Origin of the sequence: Kineococcus mangrovi, from assembly GCF_041320705.1 — a bacterium.
GTDB lineage: Bacteria > Actinomycetota > Actinomycetes > Actinomycetales > Kineococcaceae > Kineococcus > Kineococcus mangrovi.
Genome location: NZ_JBGGTQ010000004.1, coordinates 65,386 through 88,393 on the forward strand (window position 1 = coordinate 65,386; position 23,008 = coordinate 88,393).

25 protein-coding genes, 4 tRNA genes and 1 other RNA gene are annotated in these 23,008 nt (G+C 76.4%); 18 read left to right on the forward strand and 12 right to left on the reverse strand.

What is annotated here, in order from left to right; all coding sequences use genetic code 11:
- The first annotated feature begins 708 nt into the window (after positions 1 to 708).
- Positions 709 to 948, forward strand: a complete 240-nt coding sequence (locus AB2L28_RS09150) for a hypothetical protein (protein ID WP_370718455.1) — start codon at positions 709 to 711, stop codon at positions 946 to 948.
- A 40-nt stretch (positions 949 to 988) separates the two neighbouring features.
- On the opposite strand, the gene AB2L28_RS09155 is transcribed toward AB2L28_RS09150, so the two are convergent.
- Positions 989 to 1,393, reverse strand: coding sequence for a YunG family protein (locus AB2L28_RS09155; RefSeq protein ID WP_370718456.1), 405 nt, complete (start codon positions 1,391 to 1,393; stop codon positions 989 to 991).
- Positions 1,394 to 1,816: 423 nt separating this feature from the next.
- Between AB2L28_RS09155 and AB2L28_RS09160 the strand changes: the two genes are divergently transcribed.
- Positions 1,817 to 2,242: a RidA family protein gene (locus AB2L28_RS09160; RefSeq protein WP_370718457.1), complete on the forward strand. Its 426-nt coding sequence runs from the start codon at positions 1,817 to 1,819 to the stop codon at positions 2,240 to 2,242.
- 166 nt (positions 2,243 to 2,408) lie between these two features.
- Here the strand turns inward: AB2L28_RS09160 and AB2L28_RS09165 are convergent, their stop codons facing one another.
- The 4 genes from AB2L28_RS09165 to ffs form a co-directional block, all read right to left on the reverse strand.
- The gene (locus tag AB2L28_RS09165) at positions 2,409 to 2,984 is read right to left on the reverse strand and encodes a DUF5063 domain-containing protein (RefSeq protein ID WP_370718458.1); all 576 of its coding nucleotides are present in this window, start codon (positions 2,982 to 2,984) and stop codon (positions 2,409 to 2,411) included.
- Positions 2,977 to 3,576 carry a recombination mediator RecR gene (gene recR, locus AB2L28_RS09170; RefSeq protein WP_370718459.1) on the reverse strand — a complete coding sequence of 200 codons (600 nt, stop codon included), beginning with the start codon at positions 3,574 to 3,576 and terminating at the stop codon, positions 2,977 to 2,979. Before recR ends, AB2L28_RS09165 begins: the two co-directional genes overlap by 8 nt.
- Positions 3,577 to 3,640: 64 nt before the next feature.
- Entirely contained in the window at positions 3,641 to 5,806 is a 2,166-nt protein-coding gene (locus tag AB2L28_RS09175; RefSeq protein ID WP_370718460.1) for a DNA polymerase III subunit gamma and tau, read from the reverse strand.
- 75 nt (positions 5,807 to 5,881) lie between these two features.
- Positions 5,882 to 5,978: signal recognition particle sRNA small type (gene ffs, locus AB2L28_RS09180), an RNA gene on the reverse strand.
- A 109-nt stretch (positions 5,979 to 6,087) separates the two neighbouring features.
- Between ffs and AB2L28_RS09185 the strand changes: the two genes are divergently transcribed.
- The 3 genes from AB2L28_RS09185 (at position 6,088) to AB2L28_RS09195 (ending at position 7,260) form a co-directional block, all read left to right on the forward strand.
- A tRNA-Ser gene (locus AB2L28_RS09185) sits at positions 6,088 to 6,172 on the forward strand.
- 121 nt (positions 6,173 to 6,293) lie between these two features.
- Positions 6,294 to 6,593 carry a type II toxin-antitoxin system VapB family antitoxin gene (locus AB2L28_RS09190; RefSeq protein WP_370441724.1) on the forward strand — a complete coding sequence of 100 codons (300 nt, stop codon included), beginning with the start codon at positions 6,294 to 6,296 and terminating at the stop codon, positions 6,591 to 6,593.
- Between the two features lie 61 nt (positions 6,594 to 6,654).
- Positions 6,655 to 7,260 (forward strand): LytR C-terminal domain-containing protein, encoded by a 606-nt coding sequence (locus AB2L28_RS09195; RefSeq protein WP_370718461.1) that lies wholly within the window; start codon positions 6,655 to 6,657, stop codon positions 7,258 to 7,260.
- Positions 7,261 to 7,319: 59 nt separating this feature from the next.
- Here AB2L28_RS09195 and AB2L28_RS09200 read toward each other — a convergent pair.
- From AB2L28_RS09200 to AB2L28_RS09210, 3 genes are all read right to left on the reverse strand, one after another.
- Positions 7,320 to 7,406: transfer RNA gene (locus tag AB2L28_RS09200), tRNA-Ser, on the reverse strand.
- An 80-nt stretch (positions 7,407 to 7,486) separates the two neighbouring features.
- Complete coding sequence (tadA, locus tag AB2L28_RS09205) at positions 7,487 to 7,948, reverse strand: tRNA adenosine(34) deaminase TadA (protein WP_370718462.1); 462 nt, start codon at positions 7,946 to 7,948, stop codon at positions 7,487 to 7,489.
- 11 nt (positions 7,949 to 7,959) lie between these two features.
- On the reverse strand, positions 7,960 to 8,532 hold the full coding sequence (locus AB2L28_RS09210; RefSeq protein WP_370718463.1) for a tRNA adenosine deaminase-associated protein: 573 nt from the start codon (positions 8,530 to 8,532) through the stop codon (positions 7,960 to 7,962).
- Positions 8,533 to 8,645: 113 nt separating this feature from the next.
- Between AB2L28_RS09210 and upp the strand changes: the two genes are divergently transcribed.
- The 3 genes from upp to AB2L28_RS09225 all read left to right on the forward strand — a co-directional run bounded on the left by upp (position 8,646) and on the right by AB2L28_RS09225 (position 10,439).
- Positions 8,646 to 9,281, forward strand: a complete 636-nt coding sequence (gene upp, locus AB2L28_RS09215) for a uracil phosphoribosyltransferase (protein WP_370718464.1) — start codon at positions 8,646 to 8,648, stop codon at positions 9,279 to 9,281.
- Positions 9,282 to 9,462: 181 nt separating this feature from the next.
- Positions 9,463 to 9,624 carry a hypothetical protein gene (locus AB2L28_RS09220; RefSeq protein ID WP_370718465.1) on the forward strand — a complete coding sequence of 54 codons (162 nt, stop codon included), beginning with the start codon at positions 9,463 to 9,465 and terminating at the stop codon, positions 9,622 to 9,624.
- 56 nt (positions 9,625 to 9,680) lie between these two features.
- Entirely contained in the window at positions 9,681 to 10,439 is a 759-nt protein-coding gene (locus AB2L28_RS09225) for a PH domain-containing protein (RefSeq protein ID WP_370718466.1), read from the forward strand.
- Between the two features lie 89 nt (positions 10,440 to 10,528).
- Here the strand turns inward: AB2L28_RS09225 and AB2L28_RS09230 are convergent, their stop codons facing one another.
- The 3 genes from AB2L28_RS09230 to AB2L28_RS09240 form a co-directional block, all read right to left on the reverse strand.
- Positions 10,529 to 11,125 (reverse strand): Lsr2 family DNA-binding protein, encoded by a 597-nt coding sequence (locus AB2L28_RS09230; protein WP_370718467.1) that lies wholly within the window; start codon positions 11,123 to 11,125, stop codon positions 10,529 to 10,531.
- Between the two features lie 662 nt (positions 11,126 to 11,787).
- Positions 11,788 to 11,860, reverse strand: a tRNA-Arg gene (locus AB2L28_RS09235).
- A 186-nt stretch (positions 11,861 to 12,046) separates the two neighbouring features.
- Positions 12,047 to 12,138: transfer RNA gene (locus AB2L28_RS09240), tRNA-Ser, on the reverse strand.
- A 46-nt stretch (positions 12,139 to 12,184) separates the two neighbouring features.
- Between AB2L28_RS09240 and AB2L28_RS09245 the strand changes: the two genes are divergently transcribed.
- From AB2L28_RS09245 to AB2L28_RS09280, 8 genes are all read left to right on the forward strand, one after another.
- Positions 12,185 to 14,212, forward strand: coding sequence for a penicillin-binding transpeptidase domain-containing protein (locus AB2L28_RS09245; protein ID WP_370718468.1), 2,028 nt, complete (start codon positions 12,185 to 12,187; stop codon positions 14,210 to 14,212).
- 405 nt (positions 14,213 to 14,617) lie between these two features.
- Entirely contained in the window at positions 14,618 to 15,823 is a 1,206-nt protein-coding gene (gene ssd, locus AB2L28_RS09250; RefSeq protein ID WP_370718469.1) for a septum site-determining protein Ssd, read from the forward strand.
- Positions 15,820 to 17,004 (forward strand): TadA family conjugal transfer-associated ATPase, encoded by a 1,185-nt coding sequence (locus tag AB2L28_RS09255; protein WP_370718470.1) that lies wholly within the window; start codon positions 15,820 to 15,822, stop codon positions 17,002 to 17,004. Before ssd ends, AB2L28_RS09255 begins: the two co-directional genes overlap by 4 nt.
- Entirely contained in the window at positions 17,001 to 17,642 is a 642-nt protein-coding gene (locus tag AB2L28_RS09260; protein ID WP_370718471.1) for a type II secretion protein F, read from the forward strand. Before AB2L28_RS09255 ends, AB2L28_RS09260 begins: the two co-directional genes overlap by 4 nt.
- A gap of 7 nt (positions 17,643 to 17,649) precedes the next feature.
- Positions 17,650 to 18,291, forward strand: a complete 642-nt coding sequence (locus AB2L28_RS09265; protein ID WP_370718472.1) for a type II secretion system F family protein — start codon at positions 17,650 to 17,652, stop codon at positions 18,289 to 18,291.
- 135 nt (positions 18,292 to 18,426) lie between these two features.
- A complete protein-coding gene (locus tag AB2L28_RS09270) occupies positions 18,427 to 18,654 on the forward strand; it encodes a DUF4244 domain-containing protein (protein WP_370718473.1) in 228 nt (75 codons plus the stop codon).
- Entirely contained in the window at positions 18,651 to 19,052 is a 402-nt protein-coding gene (locus AB2L28_RS09275; protein WP_370718474.1) for a TadE family type IV pilus minor pilin, read from the forward strand. The genes AB2L28_RS09270 and AB2L28_RS09275 overlap by 4 nt, the downstream gene beginning before the upstream one ends.
- Entirely contained in the window at positions 19,049 to 19,471 is a 423-nt protein-coding gene (locus AB2L28_RS09280) for an Rv3654c family TadE-like protein (protein ID WP_370718475.1), read from the forward strand. Before AB2L28_RS09275 ends, AB2L28_RS09280 begins: the two co-directional genes overlap by 4 nt.
- Here AB2L28_RS09280 and AB2L28_RS09285 read toward each other — a convergent pair.
- Positions 19,408 to 21,852, reverse strand: a complete 2,445-nt coding sequence (locus AB2L28_RS09285; protein ID WP_370718476.1) for a DEAD/DEAH box helicase — start codon at positions 21,850 to 21,852, stop codon at positions 19,408 to 19,410. The genes AB2L28_RS09280 and AB2L28_RS09285 overlap by 64 nt on opposite strands.
- A 178-nt stretch (positions 21,853 to 22,030) precedes the next feature.
- On the opposite strand from AB2L28_RS09285, the gene AB2L28_RS09290 reads away from it, so the two are divergent.
- Both AB2L28_RS09290 and AB2L28_RS09295 read left to right on the forward strand, forming a co-directional pair.
- Positions 22,031 to 22,399 carry an STAS domain-containing protein gene (locus tag AB2L28_RS09290; RefSeq protein WP_370718477.1) on the forward strand — a complete coding sequence of 123 codons (369 nt, stop codon included), beginning with the start codon at positions 22,031 to 22,033 and terminating at the stop codon, positions 22,397 to 22,399.
- A gap of 52 nt (positions 22,400 to 22,451) precedes the next feature.
- A complete protein-coding gene (locus AB2L28_RS09295; RefSeq protein WP_370718478.1) occupies positions 22,452 to 22,880 on the forward strand; it encodes an ATP-binding protein in 429 nt (142 codons plus the stop codon).
- Positions 22,881 to 23,008 lie beyond the last annotated feature (128 nt).

Consider the following 23,008-nt stretch of genomic DNA (forward strand, 5'->3'; position numbering starts at 1 on the left):
GTCATGCCTCTTGGCAGCTGTCCAGGTCCTCGACCGCAGCAACGACGTCGACACAGCGCACGTGGGTCCATCCCCGGGACCCGAAGGAGTCCGCGGTGGCGTCGGTGAAGACCTCCAAGCCTTCACCGGGTAGCGCTCGGTAGTACGTCTCGATCGGGTCCCCCTCCACGGTGTGAGACGTCACGAGGACCTCAGCCCCCTCGCGCCGCCCGTCCGAGCTGAGCAGGCAGTCCTGCAGAGCCGCCGGATCGACCTGCCCCTGGCCGACGGTGACCGGGGCGCACCGCGGGAGGGCCGAACGTTCCCGGAACGCCGTCGGAGCTCCCTCAGGAGCGGGGATCTCAACGGTGGCACTCTGCTCCGGGGTCGTCGCTGCCGGGCTCGTGCTGGTCGGCGCTGACGACGCAGTCGGTGCCGAAGCATCGTCACACAGCTCGCACCTGCCAGGAGACCCACAGCGGCCATGAGGGCCAGACAGCCAGAGCGCACAGCAGCCACACCACCAGTGAAGCAGCGGCAAGCTCTCGAAGGCCTGTTCAGGCGACCAGCGGAGGACACGGGAGACGTCACGGTCTTCCAGCAGTGCGCGCTGCCGCTGGCGACTGTCGGCGCCGCGGTCACGGCGATGGCCGCGTGGTCGATGGCAACGGGCTGCCTGGTCACGGTCGATGACTCGCGTCCCTGCTTGCTGCCCAGCAGACTCCCAGCGTGGACGACCCGCAGGAAGGCGCCACCCCCGCCAGGATCGAGGTGCTCATCGGCGCAGCAGCCGTCGTCGGCGCCTCCGGCGTGATGTACCTGCTCAACGTCCTGGCAAGCAGCTCGACGTGCGACACGCTCACCAGAAGTGCTGGAGCCGCCGTGATCACACTGATCGGACTCCTCGCTGCGGGCCCCACCAGTCGTCGTACCGAGGCGATGCGACGACGTACCCCTCCCAGCGGTTGAGGCCCCGACCAGAGGCCCGGTCATCCCACCGTCCGCGTGCTCAGGATGAGGAGGATGACTGGGACCGCAGAGCCGCCGTGACTCTCTCCTGGAGCCGCAGGAACGGCTGTTCCCCAGATCCCCCGGAGTTTCGCCTGGTCGTGACCCGGCGCACGTTGGTCAGTGACTCACCAGGGCTGAACTGGTCTCGGGTGAGGTCGAGCTCGATGCCCCCAGCGGTCACGTTCCAGTAGTGCACCCCGGCCACGCGGCCGTCGTGCTCGACGTCGGCGACCATCAGGTCACCGCCCAGCAGTCCTTGCAGGACCAGAGCGGTCGTTCCGCACTGCCCTCGTGAGGGCTGTCCGTTGCCACGGGCCATGTAGTCAGCTGACGCGAACGTGGTGTCGGGCCCCCACGACGAGCGCACTGCAGCTTCGATCGTGTTCAGGGTCAACGTCGGCATGGGGGCATCGTGCCGCACGAGGATGACGGTTCGCCTCCGGCTCGGGCGACCCCGGCCGATGTCGACCGCACGGTCTTCCTGTCGTCCGGGCGGTCATCTCGCGAGGCGGCCGGCCACCGGTCACACGCACCGCCCGAACAACGATCCGACCACGAAGATCCCGCCCCGGACAACGGTGACCAGCCGGGTGCGGCGGCCATCCGCCAAGACCACCACCGCCTCGCCCGAGCAGTCCACGTCGGCTCCGAGGAGACCAACCCCACGGGGTCGTTCAGGCACCAGACACCGGTGAGCATCGCCCAGATCAACCATCCAGAGACCTGGTTGGCGCGGTTGCGCGGGACCTGCGCCGAGTCATCACCACGCCGGCTACCCATCCGTCGATTCTCCTCGCCCGTCGGTGCTCGCTGCCATGCTGCGGTCATGAGCGAGATCACCCGTCTGCGTCCCGAGGGGCTCGTGCACTCCCCGGCCTTCACCCACGTCGCCGTCGTGCCGCCTGGGGCGACCACGATCCACGTCGGCGGCCAGAACGCCGTCGACGCCCAGGGCGTGATCGTCGGCGGTGACGACGTCGCGGCCCAGACTCGACGCGTCATGGAGAACCTGCGCACCGCCCTGGCCGCCGCCGGCGCGGGCGTGCACGACCTGGTGTCGGTCACCATCCTGATCCTGGACACCGCCGACCTCGCAGCCGCCTACCCGGCCGCGGCCGCCGGCCTGGAGGGTGCCGCGCCGTTGGTGCAGGTCGCCCGGGTGGCCGGGCTCAGCGTGCCCGGCGCGCTGCTGGAGGTCAGCGCTGTGGCCGCCCTCGTCGCAACACCGGCAGGGGCCGCAGACCCCGGGTAGTTCCCCGCTGTTCCTGCCGTGGATCTCACGGGTGTCCCGCGGTGCGTGCGCTGTCGTGAGCGGCGCGCAACGGATCGGCCCCGGCACTGGCGCCGGGGTCCTGACGCACCGCCGGTCGCCGACGTCGCGGGACACCGCGCAGCAGGGCTCGGGGGTTGCGGGCGGGTCAGGGGTGCAGGGCGTCGAACTCCGCCTCGGCGACCGTCTCGGCGTCGACGTCGAGGCGCAGGTGGGCCAGCAGCGACTGCAGCACCCGCAGCGCCGCCGTCGCCCGCGGCCCCCAGGAGGACAGGTAGGAGAACTGCCACCACCACAGCGCCTCGGTGAGGTCCCCGCGCTCGTGGTGGCGCAGCCCGTGCTCGAGGTCGGCCGCGACGGAGGCGAGGTCGTCGGACAGCGCCCCGCGCACGAGCTCGGCGTCGGTCAGGGGGTCGACGACGTCGGCGTAGTCGTCCAGGCCCTCCAGGACGTTGGCCAGGCTCGTCCGCACCGGGTCGACGTCGGGGTCCGGGCCGGCGTCGGGCTCGAAGCGCCGCGCGGGCACCACGTCGTCCACCGCGCCCAGCCGGGCCCCGGTGAGGAGCATCTGGCTGACCGCGAGGAGCAGGACCGACAGGGCGGCGGAGTCCAGCCGGCCCGTGGCGACCTCCGTGACGCTGGACAGGAACGCGCGGGCGTCGGCGGCCGTGGCGTCCGCGAGCGCGGTGAGGTCCGCGGAGAGGGCAGGGGTCGGGTCAGCCATCGAGGGACCTCCGTCCGGCGAACGCCCGTCCGAGCGTCACCTCGTCCGCGTACTCCAGGTCGCCGCCGACCGGGAGGCCGGAGGCCAGGCGGGTCACCCGGATCCCCATCGGCTTCAGCAGCCGCGCCAGGTACGTCGCGGTCGCCTCGCCCTCGAGGTTCGGGTCCGTCGCGATGATCGTCTCGGTCACCTCGCCGTCGGACAAGCGGGACAGCAGCTCGCGCATCCGCAGGTCGTCCGGGCCGATGCCCTCCATCGGGCTGATCGCGCCGCCGAGGACGTGGTACCGGCCGCGGAACTCGCGCGTCTTCTCGATGGCCACGACGTCCTTGGCCTCCTCGACGACGCAGATGACGCCCGGGTCGCGCCGCGGGTCCCGGCACACCCGGCACAGCTCCTCCTGCGCCACGTTGCCGCACACCGCGCAGAACCGGACGCGGCTCTTGACCTCGGTGAGCACCTCGGCGAGGCGCTTGACGTCCTCCGCGTCGGCCGCGAGCAGGTGGAACGCGATGCGCTGGGCGCTCTTGGGTCCCACGCCGGGGAGCCGACCGAGCTCGTCGATCAGGTCCTGGACGACTCCTTCGTACACACGGCGAGCCTACGGGGCCGTCCGGACACGGCCGGACCGGACGGCACCGGGGGCCGCCGGGCCCTCACGCGTCGTCGCTGAGCACCCGGCCGCCGAGGATCTGCTCCACGACCGCGATGCCCACGAGCCCGGCGTCCTCGGCGTCCTCGTCGTCCCGGCTGGGGGTGTCGTCCTCGGGTGCCACCGGGTTCGCCGGCGCCGCGACCGCCGCCGCGGCGGGCTCGGACCGGCGCGGCCGGGACAGCTGCTCCTCGCCGGGGTCGTCGATGGGCTCCTCCGGCGGGGGAGCGTCGGCGTAGTAGTCGTTGCCGGCGGGGGCGGGCGCCTGAGCGGCAGGCCGGGCTGCCTGCTGCTGCGGGGCCTGCTGCTGCGGGGCCCGCGGGGGCGGGGAGACCTGCTGACCCGGTGCGGGGGCGGGGCCGCGCGCGGGCTGCGCCGCCGCGGGGGCGGAGGGGCGGGCGGGGCTCGACCAGCCCCCGCGGGACGGCCGCTGCCCGCCCCCCCGGCCGCCACCACCGCCGCTGGACGCCTCGCCGCCGACGGCCTGGACCTTGGCCTCGATGCCCGTCACCTGGAACAGCGCCTCGGCGACGAAACCCGCGTCGTTGCCGCGCGCGAAACGGGCCGCGAGCTGCGGGGAGCGGAACTGCAGGCTCAGCACCCCGCCGCGGAGGTCCGCGACGGTCGCGTTCTCGGCCACGAGGGACCAGGTGAGCCGCTTGACGGTGAAGAGGGCGCCGAGCACCTCGGTCCACAGGCGGCGGACCGTCTCGGCGTCACCCCCGGGCGCGGGCGCCGACGGCGGCGGTGCGTCGACCGGGACCGGCGTCGGGGCGGGTGCGCCGGACGGCCCGTCGGCGGGCGCGGTGGCGGTGGGTGCGGTGGCCGTGGGCGCGGGGCTCGCCTCGGGCGCGGGGGAGCCCGGGGTGCGGGCAGCCGGCCAGCCGCCACCGGTGGGCGCCGGGTCCGGCGCGGGCACCGGGTCGGTCGGCGTGGGCGTGGGGGCGGGGGTCGGTTCAGGGCGGGTGGCCGGTGCCGCGGCGGGGACGAGCGCGGGTGCCGGCGCCCCGCCCGCGGCGGAGAGGCGGCGTTCGAGCCGGTCCAGGCGCGTCCCGAGCCCGCCGTCGGCGTCCGCCCCGGGCAGCAGCAGGCGCGCGCACAGCAGTTCCAGCTGCAGCCGCGGCGACGTCGCGCCCGTCATCTGCTCCAGCCCGGCGGCCACGACGTCGGCCGCGCGCGACAGCTCGGCCCGGCCCAGGTGGGCGGCCTGCGCCCGCAGCCGCTCCAGCGCGTCCTCGGGCACCGCCAGGGCGTCCCCGGCCGCGTCGCCCACGGCGGCCACGATGACGAGGTCGCGCAGGCGCTGCAGCAGGTCGTCGGCGAACCGGCGCGGTTCCTGGCCCGTGTCGACGACGCGTTCGACGGCCCGGAAGACGGTCGCGGCGTCGCCGGCGGCGACCGCCTCGACGACGTCGTCGAGCAGGGACGCGTGGGTGTACCCCAGGAGCGCGACCGCGATGTCGTAGGTGACGCCGTCGTCGCCGGCCCCGGCGATGAGCTGGTCGAGGACGGAGAGGGTGTCGCGGACGGACCCCCCGCCGGCGCGCACGACGAGGGGGAGCACGCCCTTGCCGATCTGGACGCCCTCCCGCTCGGCCAGCTCCCCGAGGTACGTCGTGAGCTGGGCCGGGGGCACGAGCCGGAACGGGTAGTGGTGCGTGCGCGAGCGGATCGTCGTCAGGACCTTGTCCGGCTCCGTCGTCGCGAAGACGAACTTCACGTGCGGCGGCGGTTCCTCGACCGTCTTCAGCAGCGCGTTGAAACCGGCCGGCGTGACCATGTGGGCCTCGTCGAGGATGTACACCTTGAACCGGTCGCGCGCCGGGGCGAAGGAGACCCGCTCGCGCAGGTCGCGGGCGTCGTCGACACCGTTGTGCGAGGCCGCGTCGATCTCGACGACGTCGATGCTGCCCGGGCCGCCGTTGGCCAGGTCGCGGCAGGAGTCGCACGTCCCGCACGGCGTCGGGGTGGGGCCCTGCGCGCAGTTCAGGCAGCGGGCCAGGATGCGGGCGCTCGTCGTCTTGCCGCACCCGCGGGGACCGGAGAAGAGGTAGGCGTGCGTCACGCGGCCCTTGGACAGCGCGTGCACCAGCGGGGTCGTGACGTGCTCCTGGCCGATGACCTCGGAGAAGGTCTCGGGCCGGTACCGGCGGTAGAGCGCTGTCGTCACGGGTCCGAGGCTAACCCGCCCCGGCGACACGCCCGCGGGCCGCGGCGACGGGCTGTGGACGGGGCCGGAGGGGAACGAAGGGACCCCCCGCACACCCGCCAGAGCCCATCTACCCTTGCTGCCTTCCGGCCCTGGGGGGGTTTGACGGGGTGACGCCGCACGAGGGGTCTGCGACCACCGTACGACAGCCCCCGGCCCCGGGTCCAACCGCCTCCCCGGGCACCCCGTCGGTGCGAGGGCCGTCACGAGCACCCGTCACGGCGCGCTACGCTGGAGGCACTGGAGGATTCGCCTAGTGGCCTATGGCGCACGCTTGGAAAGCGTGTTGGGTTAACGCCCTCGCGGGTTCAAATCCCGCATCCTCCGCCGCACGAGGCCCGTCCCGGACACGTTCCGGGGCGGGCCTCGCTGTTTCCCCACCGGTCCCGCAGCGGTCTTCGGCGCGGTGCCGCAGCGCCCTCCCGCCCGGCCCCTAGACTCCTGCACCGTGATCTTCCAGGCCGTCGGCGAAGGACGCCCGTACCCCGACCACGGGTACGAGACGGTCACGCAGTGGTCCGACGTGCCGCCCCGGCAGGTCAGGTTGGACGAGCTCACGACGACGAAGCGGACGCTGGACCTCGACGCGCTGCTCGCGGAGGACTCCACCTTCTTCGGCGACCTGTTCGCGCACGTCGTGTCCTGGCGCGGCCGCCTGTACCTCGAGGACGGTCTGCACCGCGCCGTGCGGGCCGCGCTGCACCAGCGTCAGGTGCTGCACGCCAGGGTCCTGACGCTGCCGGACTGAGACCGCGCCGGGCCGGGACCGGCGCGCGGCACGCGAGGGACGTCGGGGACGAGGGGGAGCGGTGGCACCGGAACGGGACGAGCGGGGACGGGACGAGCGGGTCCTGCCCGAGGTGGACGACGACCTGGACGTCGAGTCGTACGAGCGGCTGACGGGGCGGCGGCGGGCGAGGCTGCTGCGCCAGCGGATCGTCTTCGTCGTCGTCGTCGTGCTGGTGCTCGCCGTCGGCGGTGGCGCCTACCTGGTGTGGAGCGACCGCTGGCAGCCCGGCCGCGCGGCCACGCCGTCCGCGGCGCCGACGCCGAGCTGCACGCCCGCCGCCCCGCCGGCGCTCCTGGCACCCGGTGAGGTCACGGTCGACGTCCTGAACGGCACGGACCGCCGGGGCCTGGCGGCGTCGGTCGCGGGGGAGCTGCGCGCCCGCGGTTTCGTCGTGGCGAGCGTCGGCAACGCCCCCACCCCGGTGGGCCCGGGCACGGCGGTCGTCACCTACCCGGAGGGGTCCGTCCAGCAGGCCGTCACCGTCGCGGCCCGGTTCGCCGACGTCCAGCTCGTGGCCGACCCCGCGGCCACGGCCGTCACCGTCAGCCTGGGGGACGGTTACCAGCAGGTGCTGGGCGAGGACGCCCTCGTGGTGCCGCTGCCGCCGGGGTCGCCGACCTGCTGAGCGCCCGCGGAGACGACGAAGGGCCCCGGAACCGAGGTTCCGGGGCCCTTCGCGCGACGCGGTGACGGTGGGATTTGAACCCACGGAGGAGTTGCCCCCTCACACGCTTTCGAGGCGTGCTCCTTAGGCCGCTCGGACACATCACCCTGTCCGCTCCGCGGACCGCTGGTGCGGGCACCGGCGATCGCGTCGCGGGACCACCCTACACGCCGTGACGGGTCGTCGGTCACGCCCGCCGTCGCGCGAAGAAGTCGTCCAGCAGCGCCCGGCACTCCTGCTCGCGGACCCCGCCGGCCACCTCGACGACGTGGTTCAGCCGCGGGTCGCGCACGACGTCGCGCAACGACCCCGCCGCGCCGAACCGGGGGTCCCAGGCGCCGAAGACGAGCCGGTCGACCCGCGACAGGATCGTCGCCCCCGCGCACATGACGCACGGCTCCAGCGTGACGACGAGGGTGCAGCCGGACAGCCGCCACTCCCCCCGGGCCCGGGCGGCCGCGCGCAGCGCCAGCACCTCGGCGTGCGCGGTGGGGTCGGCGGCCGCCTCGCGCTCGTTGCGCCCCCGGCCGAGCACCTGCCCGGTGGCCTCGTCCACGACGAGGGCGCCCACCGGGACGTCCCCGGTGCTCAGGCACCGGCGGGCCTCCTCCAGGGCGGTCCCGACCCACGACGCCCAGGCCGGGGGCACGGCCGGCCCGCTCAGCGCAGCGACTCCAGCAGGTCGGCGCAGCCGAGGAGCTCCCCGACCCGGACGGTGGCCTCGGCCGGGTCGGTGCTGGAGGTGGCCAACCGCACCAGGACGTCCGCGGAGCACCCGAGGTCGGTCAGGAGGTCCGGGTCACCGGCCCACACGTCCTCGGCCACCCCGGACCCCCCGCGCGAGCCGGTGTCCCCGGCCGCGTCCCCGGTGTCGTCCTGGCCGTCCGCGTCGTCGTCGGCGGCGTCGGCGGCGTCGCTGTCCTCGGGGGTCGGCACCGGCTGACCCGTCGCGGCGGGGAGCTCGGCGAACAGCGGCGCGTAGGCGCTCTCGGTCGCCGCGACCGCGTCGGAGACGAACACCCGCACCTCGAGGGCGCCCTCGGTGCGCACGAGGGCGAACCACTCGTCCTCGCGCTCCAGGACGGCCAGCACGGGACGGTCGTCGTCGACGGCGCCGCGCAGGGCGTCGCCGAGCTCGTCGGGGGAACCCGCTTCGAGGTCGATGTCGACCGACCGCCAGTCGCGGTCGTCGCCGGAACCCTCGGGGGCGAGCACTGCGGTGAAGTACGCCACGTCCCCATCGTGGCAGGAGCAGGTGGGCGCGGGCCACCGCTCGGCGGGTACCCGCGCCGCCGGCCCGCCCGCGGCTCGTCGCGCGGGGCCCGGGCCGCGTACTTTGTGGCCTCATGCGCCTGTCCGTCATCGACCACCCCCTCGTCGCCCACAAACTGACCGCCCTGCGCGACCGGGGCACCGATTCCCCGACGTTCCGCCGCCTCGCCGACGAACTGGTGACGCTCCTGGCCTACGAGGCCACCCGGGACGTCGCGGTGGAACCGCACCCGATCACCACGCCGGTGGGGCCCACGACGGGAGTGCGCATCCGGTCCCCGAAACCCATCGTGGTGCCCATCCTGCGGGCGGGCCTGGGGATGCTGGACGGGATGGTGCGGTTGCTGCCGACCGCCGAGGTCGGCTTCCTCGGAATGATCCGGGACGAGGAGACGCTGCAGGCCACCACGTACGCCAACCGGCTCCCGGACGACCTCACCGGCCGGCACTGCTTCGTCCTGGACCCGATGCTGGCCACCGGGGGAACCCTGGTCGCCTCCATCACCTACCTCCTGGAGCGCGGTGCGCAGGACGTGACGGCGCTGTGCCTGCTCGCCGCCCCGGAGGGGTTGGAGGTCGTGCGGACGGCGTTCGACGAGCACGCGCAGGTGACGGTCGTCACGGCCGCCGTCGACGACCGGCTCGACGAGAACGGGTACATCGTGCCCGGCCTGGGGGACGCGGGGGACCGCCTGTACGGCGTCGTCTGACGGGTCCGGGCGAGCCCCCGGGCCGTTCCGGTGCCCCCCGAGCCCCGTGCCGCGCGTTCCGCGGCGCGGGGCTTCGTGCTGCCGCGCCCTTTCCGGCAGGATGTCCCCCGATCAGCGCAGTCGTGTCCTCGATCGGTGAGCAGCAGGGCGTTCTCGCAGAACGCCGGAAGGGAGCCGGCCCATGAAGTGGCGCCGAGTTCTGTGGTGGGTCCTGGTCGTCTTCGCCCTGTACGCGGTGTACCGCGCACCCGACCAGGCGGCGAACTTCGTCCGCAACGTCGGGGAATGGCTGGGGACGGCCGTCACCAGCATCGGCGACTTCTTCGACGGGCTGCTCAGCTGAAGCACGGGCGGCGCCGCGACGAGCCGGACCTGGAGGAGCAGGGCCGGGAACTCGTCATGTTCTCCGGCACCCGGTTGCGCAGGTCCCGGCGGGACGGCGCGTGGCGCGTCGTGGGCGCGGACGAGGACGGGGACGGGGACGGGACGCACCGGCTGCCGGAACTGGACCTCGACCCCCTGCCGGTGGGGGAGCCCCCCGACGAGGACGGGGACGAGGACGGGGACGGGGGCGTCGGCCGCGCGGGGGACCCGTTGTGGGAACGACCGCCGCGGCGGGTGCGGCGGTACGTGCTCAGCACCGAGAAGCGCCTGGTCTGCCTGCGGCGCCACCTCGTCGTGCTCGCCGAACCGGTGCTGAGCTGCGTCGCCGGGCTCGCGGGCTGGTGGTGGCTGGTCGTCCGCGCCGGTGACGTGCCCTACCTGCCGAACGTCACGTTCCTCGCCTGGCTGGTCCTGCTCGGCCGGGCCGTCTGGAAGTGGCTGCAGTGGCGGGGGGACTGGTTCATCGCCACGGACAAGCGGTTGCTGCTGACGTACGGCGTGGTGAAGCGGCAGGTGGCGATGATGCCGCTGTCGAAGGTGACCGACATGAGTTACAGGCGGTCCCTGCCCGGGCGCTTCCTCGGGTACGGCGAACTCGTCATGGAATCGGCCGGCCAGGACCAGGCGCTGAGCGACGTCGACCGGTTGCCGATGCCCGACCAGGTGTACGTGCGCATCTGCGAGCAGTTGTTCGGGGAGGTGGGCGCGGCGGACGGCCGGCGGCGCGGGGGCCTGGTGCGACGGGTGCTCCGCAGGGCGCTGCGGCTCCGCTGAGGTCGTCCGGGCGCACCGGGCGTGCAGGTGCGTGAGGGGGCGGTATCCCCGCGGAACCCGCCCCCTCTCGCGTCCAGGAGGAACTCAGCTCACTGAGCGGCCTTGTACTGGTCGATGATGCTGGAGGAGATCGGGCCGCGCGGCGCGACGGCGATCCCGTTCGAGGCGGCCCACTCGCGCACGGCGCGGGCGTCCACGGCGGCCGAGGAGGACGCCGGGGCCGACTTCTTGGCGGCGGCCTTCTTCGTGGTGGCCGAGGTGGCCGCCGGGGCGGCGGCCGACTTCGCGGTCGTCGACTTGGCGGCGGACTTGCTCGTCGCCTTCTTCGCCGGGGTGGCGGCGGGGGCCGGGGTCTCGACCTCGGGGGCGGGGGTTTCCTCGACCGGGGCGGGGGCGGCCTTCTTGGCGGTCGCCTTCTTCGCGGCGGCCTTCTTGGCCGGGGCGGCCTTCTTCGCCGGTGCGGCGGCGGCCGGGGTGGAGGCGGGGGTGCCGGCCAGCGCGGCGGGGAGGTCCTCCCACGCCACGGTGGTGGCGGCCTTCGCGGTCGCCGGGTTCCACGAGACACCGTTCGCGTTCACCGTGAAGGTGCCGATCTTGCGACCGTTCCGCTTGACGGGGATCTCGAGGTCGACGGCACCGACGGGCAGTTCGGTGGCCACCTTCAGTGCGACGTCGTGACTTGCCATGCTGGTCTCCCGGGGGAAGTGGCTGGAATCAGGCGTATGCAATGAAACCACAGTTCTGCGGGGGTTCGCGCATCGAACGAGTGATTACCGCCGTAGTTCCCGGTTCTCCCGACAAGCACCGTCAACGGTCCGGTGAACACCTTCGGCGGCAGTTGTGCCGACCGGTCCGAGAGGGAACTGCCGGGCCGCAACAGCGCCGGTCGGCAACGGTCCTCCGGTGCTCGGCGGTCCCCGGGGGTTGTTCGGCGGCGGGGTTCCCCGTGCGGGTTCCACGGCCTCTCGCGGGGTGTTCTGCGCGGGGACCACCGAGGTGGGGAAGTGCCGGTCACCGGGTGCCGGAGAGCGTTGCGGGGACGGCGGCGGGGAATGCCGCGCCGATTCTCCGGCACCACCGGGACGGGAACGGGATCCGGTGTCCCCGCTCGCGCCGATCGCATTTCCGGGTGGTCCGGTCATCGCGGGGCAGCCCGGTCGCCGGGTGGTCGGCGGGCGCGGGCCCGGAGGAGACCGTCGGGTCCGGCGAGGGCCCGGGGGGCGGGGTGCGTGGGCCGGGGTGGTGGGCCGGGGTGGGTGCGCCGGGGTGGGTGCGCCGGGGTGGGGACGACACGCCCGGGAACGACGAGAGGCCCCCGGGGCGTCCCGGGGGCCTCTCGTCCTGCCTGTGCGCCCGAAGGGATTCGAACCCCTAACCTTCTGATCCGTAGTCAGATGCTCTATCCGTTGAGCTACGGGCGCATCCAGCGCGCCGTGGCGCGCTGACTGGACCTACTGTAGCGGGCTTCCGTCGTGCTCACCAATCGACTGCCCCGCAACGGATCCCGCGGTGGTCGTCGGTGCGGCGGGGCGGTGGGGGCCCCGCCGGGCCGGGCCCCGGGACGAGCGAAGGCCCCGGTCGCGTGCTGCGACCGGGGCCCTCGGCCCTGGCGGAGGCGGCGGGATTTGAACCCGCGAGGGGGTGTTAGCCCCCAACCCGCTTAGCAGGCGGGCGCACTAGGCCACTATGCGACGCCTCCAACGCCTTGAAGGCTAGCAGCCCGCGACGTGCGAGCATCACCGACGATGACCGACGACGCACCCGACCCCGAGTCCACGCCGCGCGAGCCCGCCGGGCCCCCCGCCGAGGGGGAGCCGCGCCACCTCGGCCGCCGGGCCGTCGTCGTCGCCGCGTCGGGGGTCCTCGTCGCCGGGGCCGGTGTCGGCACCTGGTGGTTCGTCTCCGGCCGCGACGACCCCGCCGACGGCCTGCGGGCGGCGGCCGACGGCCTCGCCGCGGACTGGTCCGCCGGCAGGCTCGACCGGGTCCGGTTCCAGGCGGCCCCCGGCGGGCAGCTGCCCGCCGACGTGGCCACCGAGTACGCGCGGCTGGCCGGGAACCTCGCGCAGCCGGCGCCCGCGGTGTCCGTCACGGCGACGACCCTGGACGCGCAGGACCCGCGGTCGGCCACCGCGACCCTCGAGGTGGTCTTCGACCTCACCACCTCCCACGGCGCGCCGGCCGGGTCGCGCTTCGCCTACGCCACGACCGCCCGGTTCGCCCGCTCGGAGGACACCTGGCGACCGGTGTGGGAACCGGCCCTCGTCCACCCCGCGCTGGCGGGGGGCTCGACGTTCCAGGTGGACCGCACGGTCCCGGCGCGCGCCGACGTCCTGGGCCGTGACGGTTCGGCCGTCGTGACCTCCACCCCCGTCGTCCGGGTCGGGGTCCAGCCGTCCCGCACGAGCGACCCCGTCGCCACGGCGAACGCCCTCGGTGCGGTCCTCGGCGTCGACGCGGCCGGGCTCGCCACCCGCGTCCAGAAGGCGTCACCCGATGCGTTCGTGGACGTCATCACCCTGCGCCGCAGCGACTACGACGCCCAGCGTGCCGTCCTGCAACCCATCCCGGGCGCCGTCTTCGCCGAGTCCACCCAACCGCTCGCCCCGACCCGGGGTTTCGCCCGGGCACTGCTCGGCAGCGTCGGGCAGGCGACGGCGGAGGTCGTCGAGGCCTCCGGCGGCCGGTACGAGGCCGGTGACCTCGCCGGCCTGTCGGGGTTGCAGCGCACCTACGACGAACGCCTCGCCGGCCGGGTCGGGATCACGGTGCAGGCCACCGGTGGCGCGGGTGCGAGTTCGGCGGAACTGTTCCGCGTCGCCCCGGCTCCCGGCCAGGCCGTCACCACCACCCTCGACGCCGCGGTCCAGCTCGTGGCCGACGACGCGCTCGCCGCCCGCGCCGCGGAGGCCGCCCTCGTCGCGGTGGACGTCGCCACCGGCGCCGTCGTCGCCGCCGCGAACTTCCCCGCCGACGGGGGCGACCGCGCCCTCACGGGACGGTTCCCCCCGGGGTCGACGTTCAAGGTCGTGACGACGCTGGCCCTCCTGCGGAACGGCCTCGACGTCGCCGAGGACGTGCCGTGCACGCCCACCTACACCGTCGACGGCCGGTCGTTCTCGAACTTCGAGGACGAGGCGTTCGGGAACGTGCCGTTCCGCACCGACTTCGCCCGCTCCTGCAACACCGCGTTCGCGAGCCTGAGCCCGCGCCTGGGCGACGACGACCTGCCGGCCGCCGCCGAGGCGCTCGGGGTCGGGGCGCCGTGGGCCACCGGGGTCGAGGCGTTCGCGGGCGACGTGCCCCCCGCGCAGTCCGCCGTCGACCTGGCCGCCGCCAGCTTCGGGCAGGGCCGCACGCTCGCCTCCCCGCTGGCGATGGCGGTCGCCGCCGCCTCCGTGGCGGCCGGGGAGCTGCGCCGGCCCCAGGTGGTCCTCGACCCCGCCCCCGCCGAGCCCTCGGCACCCGCCAGCGTCGCCGAACCGGCCCTGCTCGGCACCGTCGGCGGCCTCATGCGCGACGTCGTCACGAGCGGGACCGCCACGGCGCTCGCCGGGGTGCCGGGCGGGGAGGTCCACGCCAAGACCGGGACGGCCGAGCACGGCACCGCCGTCCCCCCGGCCACCCACGCCTGGACGATCGGGTACCAGGGCGGCCTCGCCTTCGCCGTGTTCGTCGACGACGGGGTCTCGGGCGGGTCCGTCGCCGCTCCGCTGGCGGCCGACTTCCTCACGCGGCTCGCCGCGGCGGGCGGGTACACGGGCGGTTCCTGACCCCTTCCTGTGCAGGTCCGGTGCAGGACCGCGCCCGGTCCGCGCCGGGAACGCGCCGGACCGGCACCGGATCTCCGCCATTCGGCGTGGAGGAATTGCCAACCGCCCCTGCCAGGGGTCAGGATGCTGTCGTACGCCCTGTGGGCTACACACGGGCCCGGCTCATCCCCCCCGAGCCGGACCGTCGACGGCCCCCGCTCCCCCCCAGCGGGGGCCGTCTCCCATTTCCCCCCTCCTCGTGCCCGACGCGCCGTCCACCGGCAGGTGCCGCGGCCCTCGTCGGTGACGTCCCGGTCTCCACAGGCCCGCCGGGGGGGCCTGGGCGTCCACAGGGCGCCCGCGCCCGCCGCCGGTGGGCGCCGCTCGCGACCAGGGTGGTCCTCCCACCGACGCGAGGAGCCACCCGTGCCCATCCACGAGCCCGTCCACGAGCCCGTCCGTCGTCCCGCGGCCCACCCCGCCCGTCGCCCCGACCGGCCCCGCGCCGCGACGCACGGGTCCACCGGCCGCGGCCGGCGGGGGGCCGCCCCCGTCCCGCCGACGGGCCGCGCCGTCCTGCTGACCGGCGACGAGGACCTGGCCGCCGCCCTGGCCCGGTTGGCGGCCGCCGCCGGCGCACCCCTGCACCGGGCCGGACCCGGGGACCCGCCCGCCGACGACGTGGCCCTCGTCCTGGCCGGCGTCGACGCCGACCCCGACCACCTCGCCGCGGCGCGCCGGCCCGGGGTGCCGTTCGTCGTGGTCGGCCGGGCCCCGCTCGAGGCGCCCTGGTGGCAGCGGGCGGCGGGTCTGGAGGCCGACCACGCCGTCGTGCTGCCCGAGGCGCAGGACTGGCTGCTGGAGCGGCTCTCGGACGTGGCCGAGGGTCGCGGTCGCCGCGGGCCGGTGCTCGGCGTGGTCGGCGGGGCCGGCGGGGCGGGGGCGAGCGTCCTCGCCGCGGGCCTGGCCCGCGCGTTCGCCGAGACGCTCGGCGGCTGCCTCCTGCTCGACGCCGACCCGCGCTCCGGCGGGCTCGACCTCCTCGTCGGCGGCGACGCGCTGCCGGGGCTGCGCTGGGGCGACCTCGGCGGCGTGCAGGGGCGGCTCGGACCGCACGTCCTGCGCTCGGCCGTCCACCTCGGGGCCGGGCTGCACGTCCTGCCCGCCGACCGCCGCGGGGGCGGCGGTCCGGACCCGGCCGCGGTGTGGACGGTGCTCGACGCCGCCCGCCGGGCCTTCGCCGCCACCGTCGTGGACCTGCCGCGGGGCGGCCTGGCCGGTCTGGGACCCGTCCTCGGGGCCTGCGACGACCTGCTCGTCGTGACCCCCGCGACCACCCGCGGCGCGGCCGCCGCGTGCGCCGTCCTCGACGAGCTGGGGGCGGCGGGGACGACCGGGGCGCGGCTCGTGGTCCGGGACGTGGGGGCCGGCCTGGACGCCGAGGACGTGGCCGACGCCGCCGGTGCGCCGCTGGCCGGGACCGTCCGGCCCGACCGGGACCTCGACGCCGCCCTCGAACTCGGTGAGGGCGTGCCGGGCGGACGGCGCAGCAGCCTGCGCGTCCTCGCCGCGGCACTGGCCCGGGACTGGGCGCACCGGGCCGAGGCGCCCGCCGCCGGCGGCGCCTGGTGAGGCCCACCGGCCGGGAGTTCGCCGGCGTCGTCGAAGCGGTGCGGGACCGCCTGGCCCGCAGCGGCACCGCACCGGACCCGGCGGCCGTGGCGGCCGCCGCCCGCGCCGAGGGCGTCGTGCTGGGCGCTGCGGACCTGCTGCGGCTCCTGGACGGCGTCGGCGCCGCGCTCGTCGGCGCGGGCCGGTTGCAGCCGTTGCTGGAGGTCCCCGGCACGACCGACGTGCTCGTCAACGGCGGCGGCGAGATCTGGGTCGACGACGGGTCGGGGCTGCGCCGCTCCGAGGTGTCCCTGGCCGGGGAGGACGAGGTGCGGCCGCTGGCCGTGCGGCTGGCCGCTGGGGCGGGGCGCCGCCTCGACGAGGCCAGCCCCTTCGTCGACGCCCGCCTGCCCGACGGGACGCGGCTGCACGCGGTCCTGCCGCCGCTGGCCCCGGCGGGCACCCACCTCAGCCTGCGGGTGCCCGCCCTGCGGCGTCTCGGCTTCGCCGAGCTGGAACGGTCGGGGGCCGTGCCGCCGGGGTGGGGGCCGGTCCTGCGGGCGGTCGTGGCGCAGCGGCTGTCCCTGCTCGTCAGCGGCGGCACCGGCAGCGGCAAGACGACGCTGCTGCAGGCCCTCCTCGGCCTCGTCCCGCCGGACGAGCGGATCGTCCTGGTCGAGGACGCGGGTGAGCTGCGGCCCGAGCACCCGCACGTCGTCCACCTCGAGGCCCGCCACGGCAACGTCGAGGGGCGCGGGGCCGTGGGGCTCGACGACCTCGTCCGGCAGGCGCTGAGGATGCGCCCGGACCGCCTCGTCGTGGGCGAGTGCCGCGGAGCGGAGGTCCGGGACCTGCTCGCCGCGCTCAACACCGGTCACGCCGGGGGAGCGGGCACCGTGCACGCCAACGCCGCCGCGGACGTCCCGGTGCGCCTGCAGGCCCTGGCGGCCACGGCGGGGGTGGCCCCGGCCGTCGTCGACGCGCAGCTGCTGGCCGGGGTCGACGTCGTCGTCCACGTCGACCGGCGCGCGGGGCTGCGCGCTGTGGCCGAGGTCGGCGTCGTCGGTGAGCGGGCCGGGCGGGCCGTGGTCGTGCCCGCCCTCGTCCGCGACGGTGCCGGGGCCCGGACGGGGCCGGGGGCCCAGCGGCTGCGCGAGCGCCTGGGGCCGGGCGCCGCCGCCCTCGACGGGGTGGCCGCGTGACCGGTCCGGAGGGGGCGGCGCCGCTGCTCGTCGGCGGTCTGCTGCTCGCCGCGGGGCTGCTGCGGCCGACCCGCCGCAGCGGTGCCGCAGGGCCCGCGGGGGCCGCCGGGAGGAGGCGCGGGGGCCGCCGTCCCCCGCCGGGCCGCGGCGGGGGCCGCGCGCGGACCGCGGCCCCCGGCCTGGCGGCTGCCGCCGGCGCGGAACAGGCCGCGGCCCTGCTGCGGGCCGGTGTCGCCCCCGTCACGGCCTGGGCGGTGCTCGACGCGGCACCGCGCTCCGGTGAGGCCGGTGACGGGCAGGACGTGCGCGTGGTCCGCGTCGTGCGCCGGCTCGTCGCCGCGACCGGCGCCCCGGCGGCCGAGGCGCTCGACGCCTGCGCGGCCGGTCTGCGGGCGGACGCGGCGGCGCGGGCGGCGGTGCGCACCGCCCTCGCCGGTGCGCGGGTCAGCGCCCGCACCGTCTCCGCCTTGCCGCTGCTCGGGCTCGGGCTGGGAGCGCTGCTGGGGGCTCGCCCCTGGGCGGTGCTGGCCTCCTCGGGCCCCGGCCGCGCGTGCGTCGTGGCCGGGGTGGTCCTGCTCCTGGCCGGGCACCGGTGGAGCAGCCGCCTGGTCCGCCGGGCCGAGGCGGCCGGGCGGTGAGCCCGTCGTGAGCGAGGTCCCCGGCCCGCACGCGGCGGCGGCGCTCGTGGCGGCCCTGCTGGCCGCGGCGGTGCTCGTGCCGGGGCTCGCGCCGCTGCGCGGGGCGGGCCCTGAGCGCGGCGGGGCCCGCCCCGCCGCGCGGTTCCTCTCAGCCGCCCGCCGCCGGGTCCTGCCCGGCCGGGGACGTGAGCGCCGCACCGCACCGGTCGTCGAGGCGCCCCTCGTCGCGGACCTGCTCGCCGCCGCCGTCACCGGCGGTCTGCCGCCCGGTCGCGCCCTCGCGGCCGTCCTCGACGCGCTCGCCCAGGAGGGGTTCGCCCCCGAACCCGCGCTGCAGCGGGCGGCGGCGCGGTGGGCGTGGGGGTCGGACCCCGACGGACCCGCCGCGGCCCTGGCCGAGGACCCCGGCCGCTGGGACGAGCTGGCCGACCCGTTGCTGCTGTCGGCCCGCACCGGCGCCCCCGTGGCCGACCTGCTGCGGTCGGCCGCGTCCTCGGGGCGGGACCGGCGGCGCTGGGAGGCCGAGGCCGCCGCCGCCCGGTTGTCGGCGGCCCTCGTCCTGCCCCTGGGGGCGTGCACGCTACCCGCGTTCCTGCTGCTGGGGGTCGTCCCGGTCGTCCTCAGCCTGGCCGGGGACGTGCTCTCGTGACGTCCCGGTGTCCACAGGGCCCGGCCCGGCCGGTTCCGTCCACAGACCCGCCGGGCGGGGTTCCACCGGTAGCGACCGACGACGAGAGTCGTTGCGGGCCGGGGTTTCCCGGCGACCGACGGACGAGGAGGAACGGTGCGGGAACACGACGCGCAGGACGTGGGGAACACGGTCGGGCGAGGGCCGGACGAGGAACCCGCGCAGACCCCCGAACCCCGGGACGCCGGGATGGCGACGGCGGAGTACGCGATGGCCACGCTGGCCGCGTGCGGTTTCGCGGGGCTGCTCATCGCGGTGCTGCGCAGCGACGAGGTCCGGGGGATGCTCCTCGGCGTCGTCCGGCAGGCGCTGACGCTGGGGTGAGGGCCGGGCAGCGCCGGCGCACCGGTGGGGACCGCGGGTCGGTGACGGCCGAGTTCGCGCTGCTGCTGCCCGCCGTCGTCGTGCTGCTCGCCCTCGCGCTGGGGACGGTGCGGGCCGTCGTGACGCAGGTCCAGTGCGTCGACGCGGCCCGGGCCGCGGCCCGCGCCGCCGCCCGCGGCGAGTCCGGCGACGTCGTGCTGCGGGTGGCCCGCGCCGCCGGCCCGGACGGGGCCGCGGTCCGCGTCCACCGGGCGACGGGCGGGGCGACGGGCGGGGCGACGAGCGGGGGAACGGGGACCGTGACGGTCGAGGTGAGCGCGGCGCAGCGCCTGGCCGGGCCCCTCGGCGGGAACGTCCTGGCCCGGGGAACGGCCACGGCGGCCGTCGAGGCCCCGTGACCGGCCCCGACCCCCGCCGGGGAGCGGACGAGGGGAGCGGTTCCGTCGTGGCCCTCGGGACGTGCGCGGCGCTGCTGTCGCTGCTCCTGCTGGTGCTCGCCCTCGCCAGCGCGGTCCTCGCCCGGCACCGGGCCGAGGCCGCGGCCGACCTGGCGGCGCTCGCGGCCGCCGACGTCGTGGTGGGCCGGGGGACCGGCGACCCGTGCGCCCGGGCCGCCGTCGTCCTCGTCGCCCACCGCGCACGAGCGGACGGGTGCGCGGTGGCGGCGGACGGGGTCGTCACCGTGACGGCGCTCGTGCGCCCGGCGGGCGTCGTGGGCCTGCTCGGCACGGCCCGGGCGACGGCGCGCGCCGGTCAGGCCGGCCCGGGGGAGGCGGCACCGGGTGGGGGTGGAGCCGTCGCGGGTGGGGCCCGGTGACCCTCCACGGCACCGAGCAGCACGTCGAGGACGGCGAGCGCGCCGGCCTTGTCGAGCGGCTCGTTGCCGTTGCCGCACTTGGGGGACTGCACGCACGCCGGGCAGCCGTCCTCGCAGGCGCACGCGCGGACGGCGTCGCGGGTGGCGCTCGTCCACTGCGCGAAGCGCTCGTGACCGCGGTCGGCGAACCCCGCCCCGCCGGGGACGGCGTCGTGGACGAAGACTGTCGGCAGGCCGGTGTCGGGGTGCGAGGCGGTGGACAGCCCGCCGAGGTCCCAGCGGTCGCACGTCGCCAGCAGCGGCAGCAGGCCGATGGCGGCGTGCTCGGCGGCGTGCAGGGCCCCGGGCAGGCGCGCGGCGTCGCCGAGGACGGCCTCGGCGACGTCGACGTCGAGGGTCCACCACACGGCCCGGGTGCGCAGCCGGCGCTCGGGCAGGTCCAGCGGCTGCTCGGACAGGACCGTCCCGGTCCCGGTGCGCCGGCGCAGGAACCCGGTGACGCGGCTGGTCACCTCCACCACGCCGGAGGAGACGGTGACGGGGCCGGCGGTGCGGGTGCCGTCGACGCCGAGGACCCGCACGTCGGAGGCCGAGCGCGCGTGGGTCGTGTACCCGGGGTCGGGTTCGGGGTGGACGACGGCCAGGGAGTCCTCGAGGTCGAGCCGGTCGACGAGGTAGGTGCGGCCCTGGTGGACGTGGACCGCGCCCTCGTGGACGGCGGAGTCGGCCGAGGACGCCTCGACGGTGCCGAGGATGCGGCCGGTGACGGCCTCGACGACCCGGACGCTGCCGCCCGCGCCGCGCAGGTCGGTCAGGTCGACGGCGCGGTCGCGGCGCGTCCAGTACCAGCCGTTCGCCCTGCGCCGCAGCACCCCCCGCTGCACGAGCAGGTCGACGACGTCGGCCGCGGCCGGGCCGAACAGGTCGAGGTCGGCCTCGGTGAGGGGCAGTTCCTGGGCGGCGGCGGCCAGGTGCGGGGCGAGCACGTAGACGTTGTCGGGGTCCAGGACGGTGGCCTCGACGCCGGCGCCGAACAGCGCCTCGGGGTGGTGGGCGAGGTAGGTGTCCAGCGGGTCGTCGCGCGAGACGAGGACGCCCAGGGCCGGTGTCCCGCGGCGTCCGGCCCGGCCGATCTGCTGCCAGAAGGAGGCCCGCGTCCCCGGCCAGCCGGCGACGAGCACGGCGTCCAGGCCCGCGACGTCCACGCCCAGTTCCAGGGCGTTGGTCGTGGCCATCCCCACGACCCGGCCCGAGCGCAGCCCCTCCTCGAGCACGCGGCGGTCCTCGGGCAGGTACCCGCCGCGGTAGGCCAGGACCCGGCCGGCGAGGTCCTCGTCGACGTCGGCGAGCCGGCGGCGGGCCCCGGCGGCGACGGACTCCGCGCCCGTGCGGCTGCGGACGAAGGCGAGGGTCCGCACGCCCGCCAGGACGAGGTCGCCGAGCAGGTCGGACGCCTCGGCGGTGGCGGTGCGCCGTTCCGTCCGCGCGCCCGGGGCGGGAGCGCCGGTGCCGGTGGCGAGGTCGGTGGCGAGGTCGGTGGTGCCCGGGCGCAGCGGCGGCTCCCACAGCGCGACGGAGACGGCGGGGCGGGCCGAGCCGTCCTCGGTGACGGCGTGCACGTCGAGGCCGGTGAGCCGGCGCGCGGTCGTCGCCGGGTCGGCCACCGTGGCCGAGGCGAGCACGAACACCGGCTCGGACCCGTAGCGGGCAGCGAGGCGCCGCAACCGGCGCAGGACGGCGGCCGCGTGGGACCCGAACACGCCGCGGTAGGTGTGCAGCTCGTCGACCACGACGTACCGCAGCCGCCGCAGGAAGCTCGCCCAGTGCTCGTGGCCGGGCAGGACGGAGCGGTGGAGCATGTCGACGTTCGTCAGCACGAGGGCGGCGTGCTCGCGGATCCACCGCCGCACCTCCGGCGGGGTGTCGCCGTCGTACGTGCTGGTCAGCGGCCGGTCCAGCCCGAGCGCGCGCAGCCGGGAGTCCTGGTCGGCGGCCAGCGCCTTCGTCGGCGACAGGTACAGCGCCGTGGCGCCCTTGCCGTTGGGGGAGGTGCGCGCGCTCTCGCGCAGGGCGGTGAGGACGGGCAGCTGGTAGGCCAGCGACTTGCCCGAGGCGGTCCCCGCCGACAGGACGGTGGACCGGCCCGCGCGGACCGCCTCGGCGGCCAGCACCTGGTGCCGCCACGGCCTGCCGCCGGTGCCCCGCTCGAGGGCGCCGACCACCTCGGGGTCGGCCCAGTCGGGCCACGGGAGGCGGACGCCGGGGCGGGCTGCGATCCGTTCGACGTGGCGGACGCGGTCCGAGCGCGACCCGGCGTCGAGCAGCCGCTGCCAGCGGGGGGTCGCGTCGTCCGGGCCCGCCCCCTCCGCACCGCCGTCCACGTCACCAGTGTCCCCCCCGTGCCGGGGGCGGCGCGGGCCGCGGACGCGCCTTGGGCGGGCTCCTCACGCAGCGTGGTGGTTGAATGCGGGGGAGAGGGCGCAGCGGTGCCCTCGCAGTCCACTGCACACACCCGCCACGCACCAGCGGGCAGCAGACCAGCAGCGAGGAGGGGTCCTAGTGGACCTGTCGGTGACCAGCCGCGAGGAGAGCGGCCGGACCGTCGTCGAGGTGTCCGGCGAGATCGACGTGTACACCGCGCCCACCCTGCGCGAACGGCTCAACGAACTCGTGGGTGCGGGCCACCACCACCTCGTCGTGGACATGGAGGGGGTCGAGTTCCTCGACTCCACCGGTCTGGGCGTCCTGGTCGGCGGCCTCAAGCGCGTCCGTTCCCACGACGGCTCCCTGCACCTCGTGTGCCAGCGCGAGAAGATCCTCAAGGTCTTCCGCATCACCGGTCTGACGAAGGTGTTCCCCATCCACGACACGGTGGCCGACGCGATCGCCGCCTCCGCGTCCTCGGACGAGGCCAGCACCACCTCCTGAGACCCGCACGGGGCCGGCGGTCCCGTCCCGACCGACCAGGAAGCACCGAACCGTGCCCACCGTGACCCTGCGCTTCTCACCGATGGCCGAGCACGTGCGCACCGCGCGCCTCGTGGCGGTCTCGGTGGCGCGGCGGGCCGGTTTCGCGGAGGACCAGCTCGACGAGATCCGCATCGCCATCGGCGAGGCGTGCGCGCGGGCCGTGGCCGGCGGGGTCCTCGCGGCCCCGACCGGCCCTCCCGTCTCCCTCGTCGACATGCGGTTGTGCGACGACGAGGACCGCCTCGACGTGACCGTCAACCAGTGCGGTCCCGACGGCGTCCCCGTCCCCGACGGGCCGGGGGCGCTCGCCACCGCCGACCCGTTGTCGTTGGCCCTCATGGCCGGGATGGCCGACTCCAGCGCCGAGACGAGTTCCGCGGGGGGCGTCACGCTGTCGTGGCACCTGCAGCCGGGAACCCCGGTCGCCCGCGCCTTCTGAGGGCCCGCACCCCCTCGCAACCCCCTCGTCCCCGCACGGGACCCTCCACCACGGTGATCGAGTGCGTAGCACTCCGGGGACCGCTGTCCTACGCTGCGTGCAGAGGTCAGCACACGTCGAGGAGGACG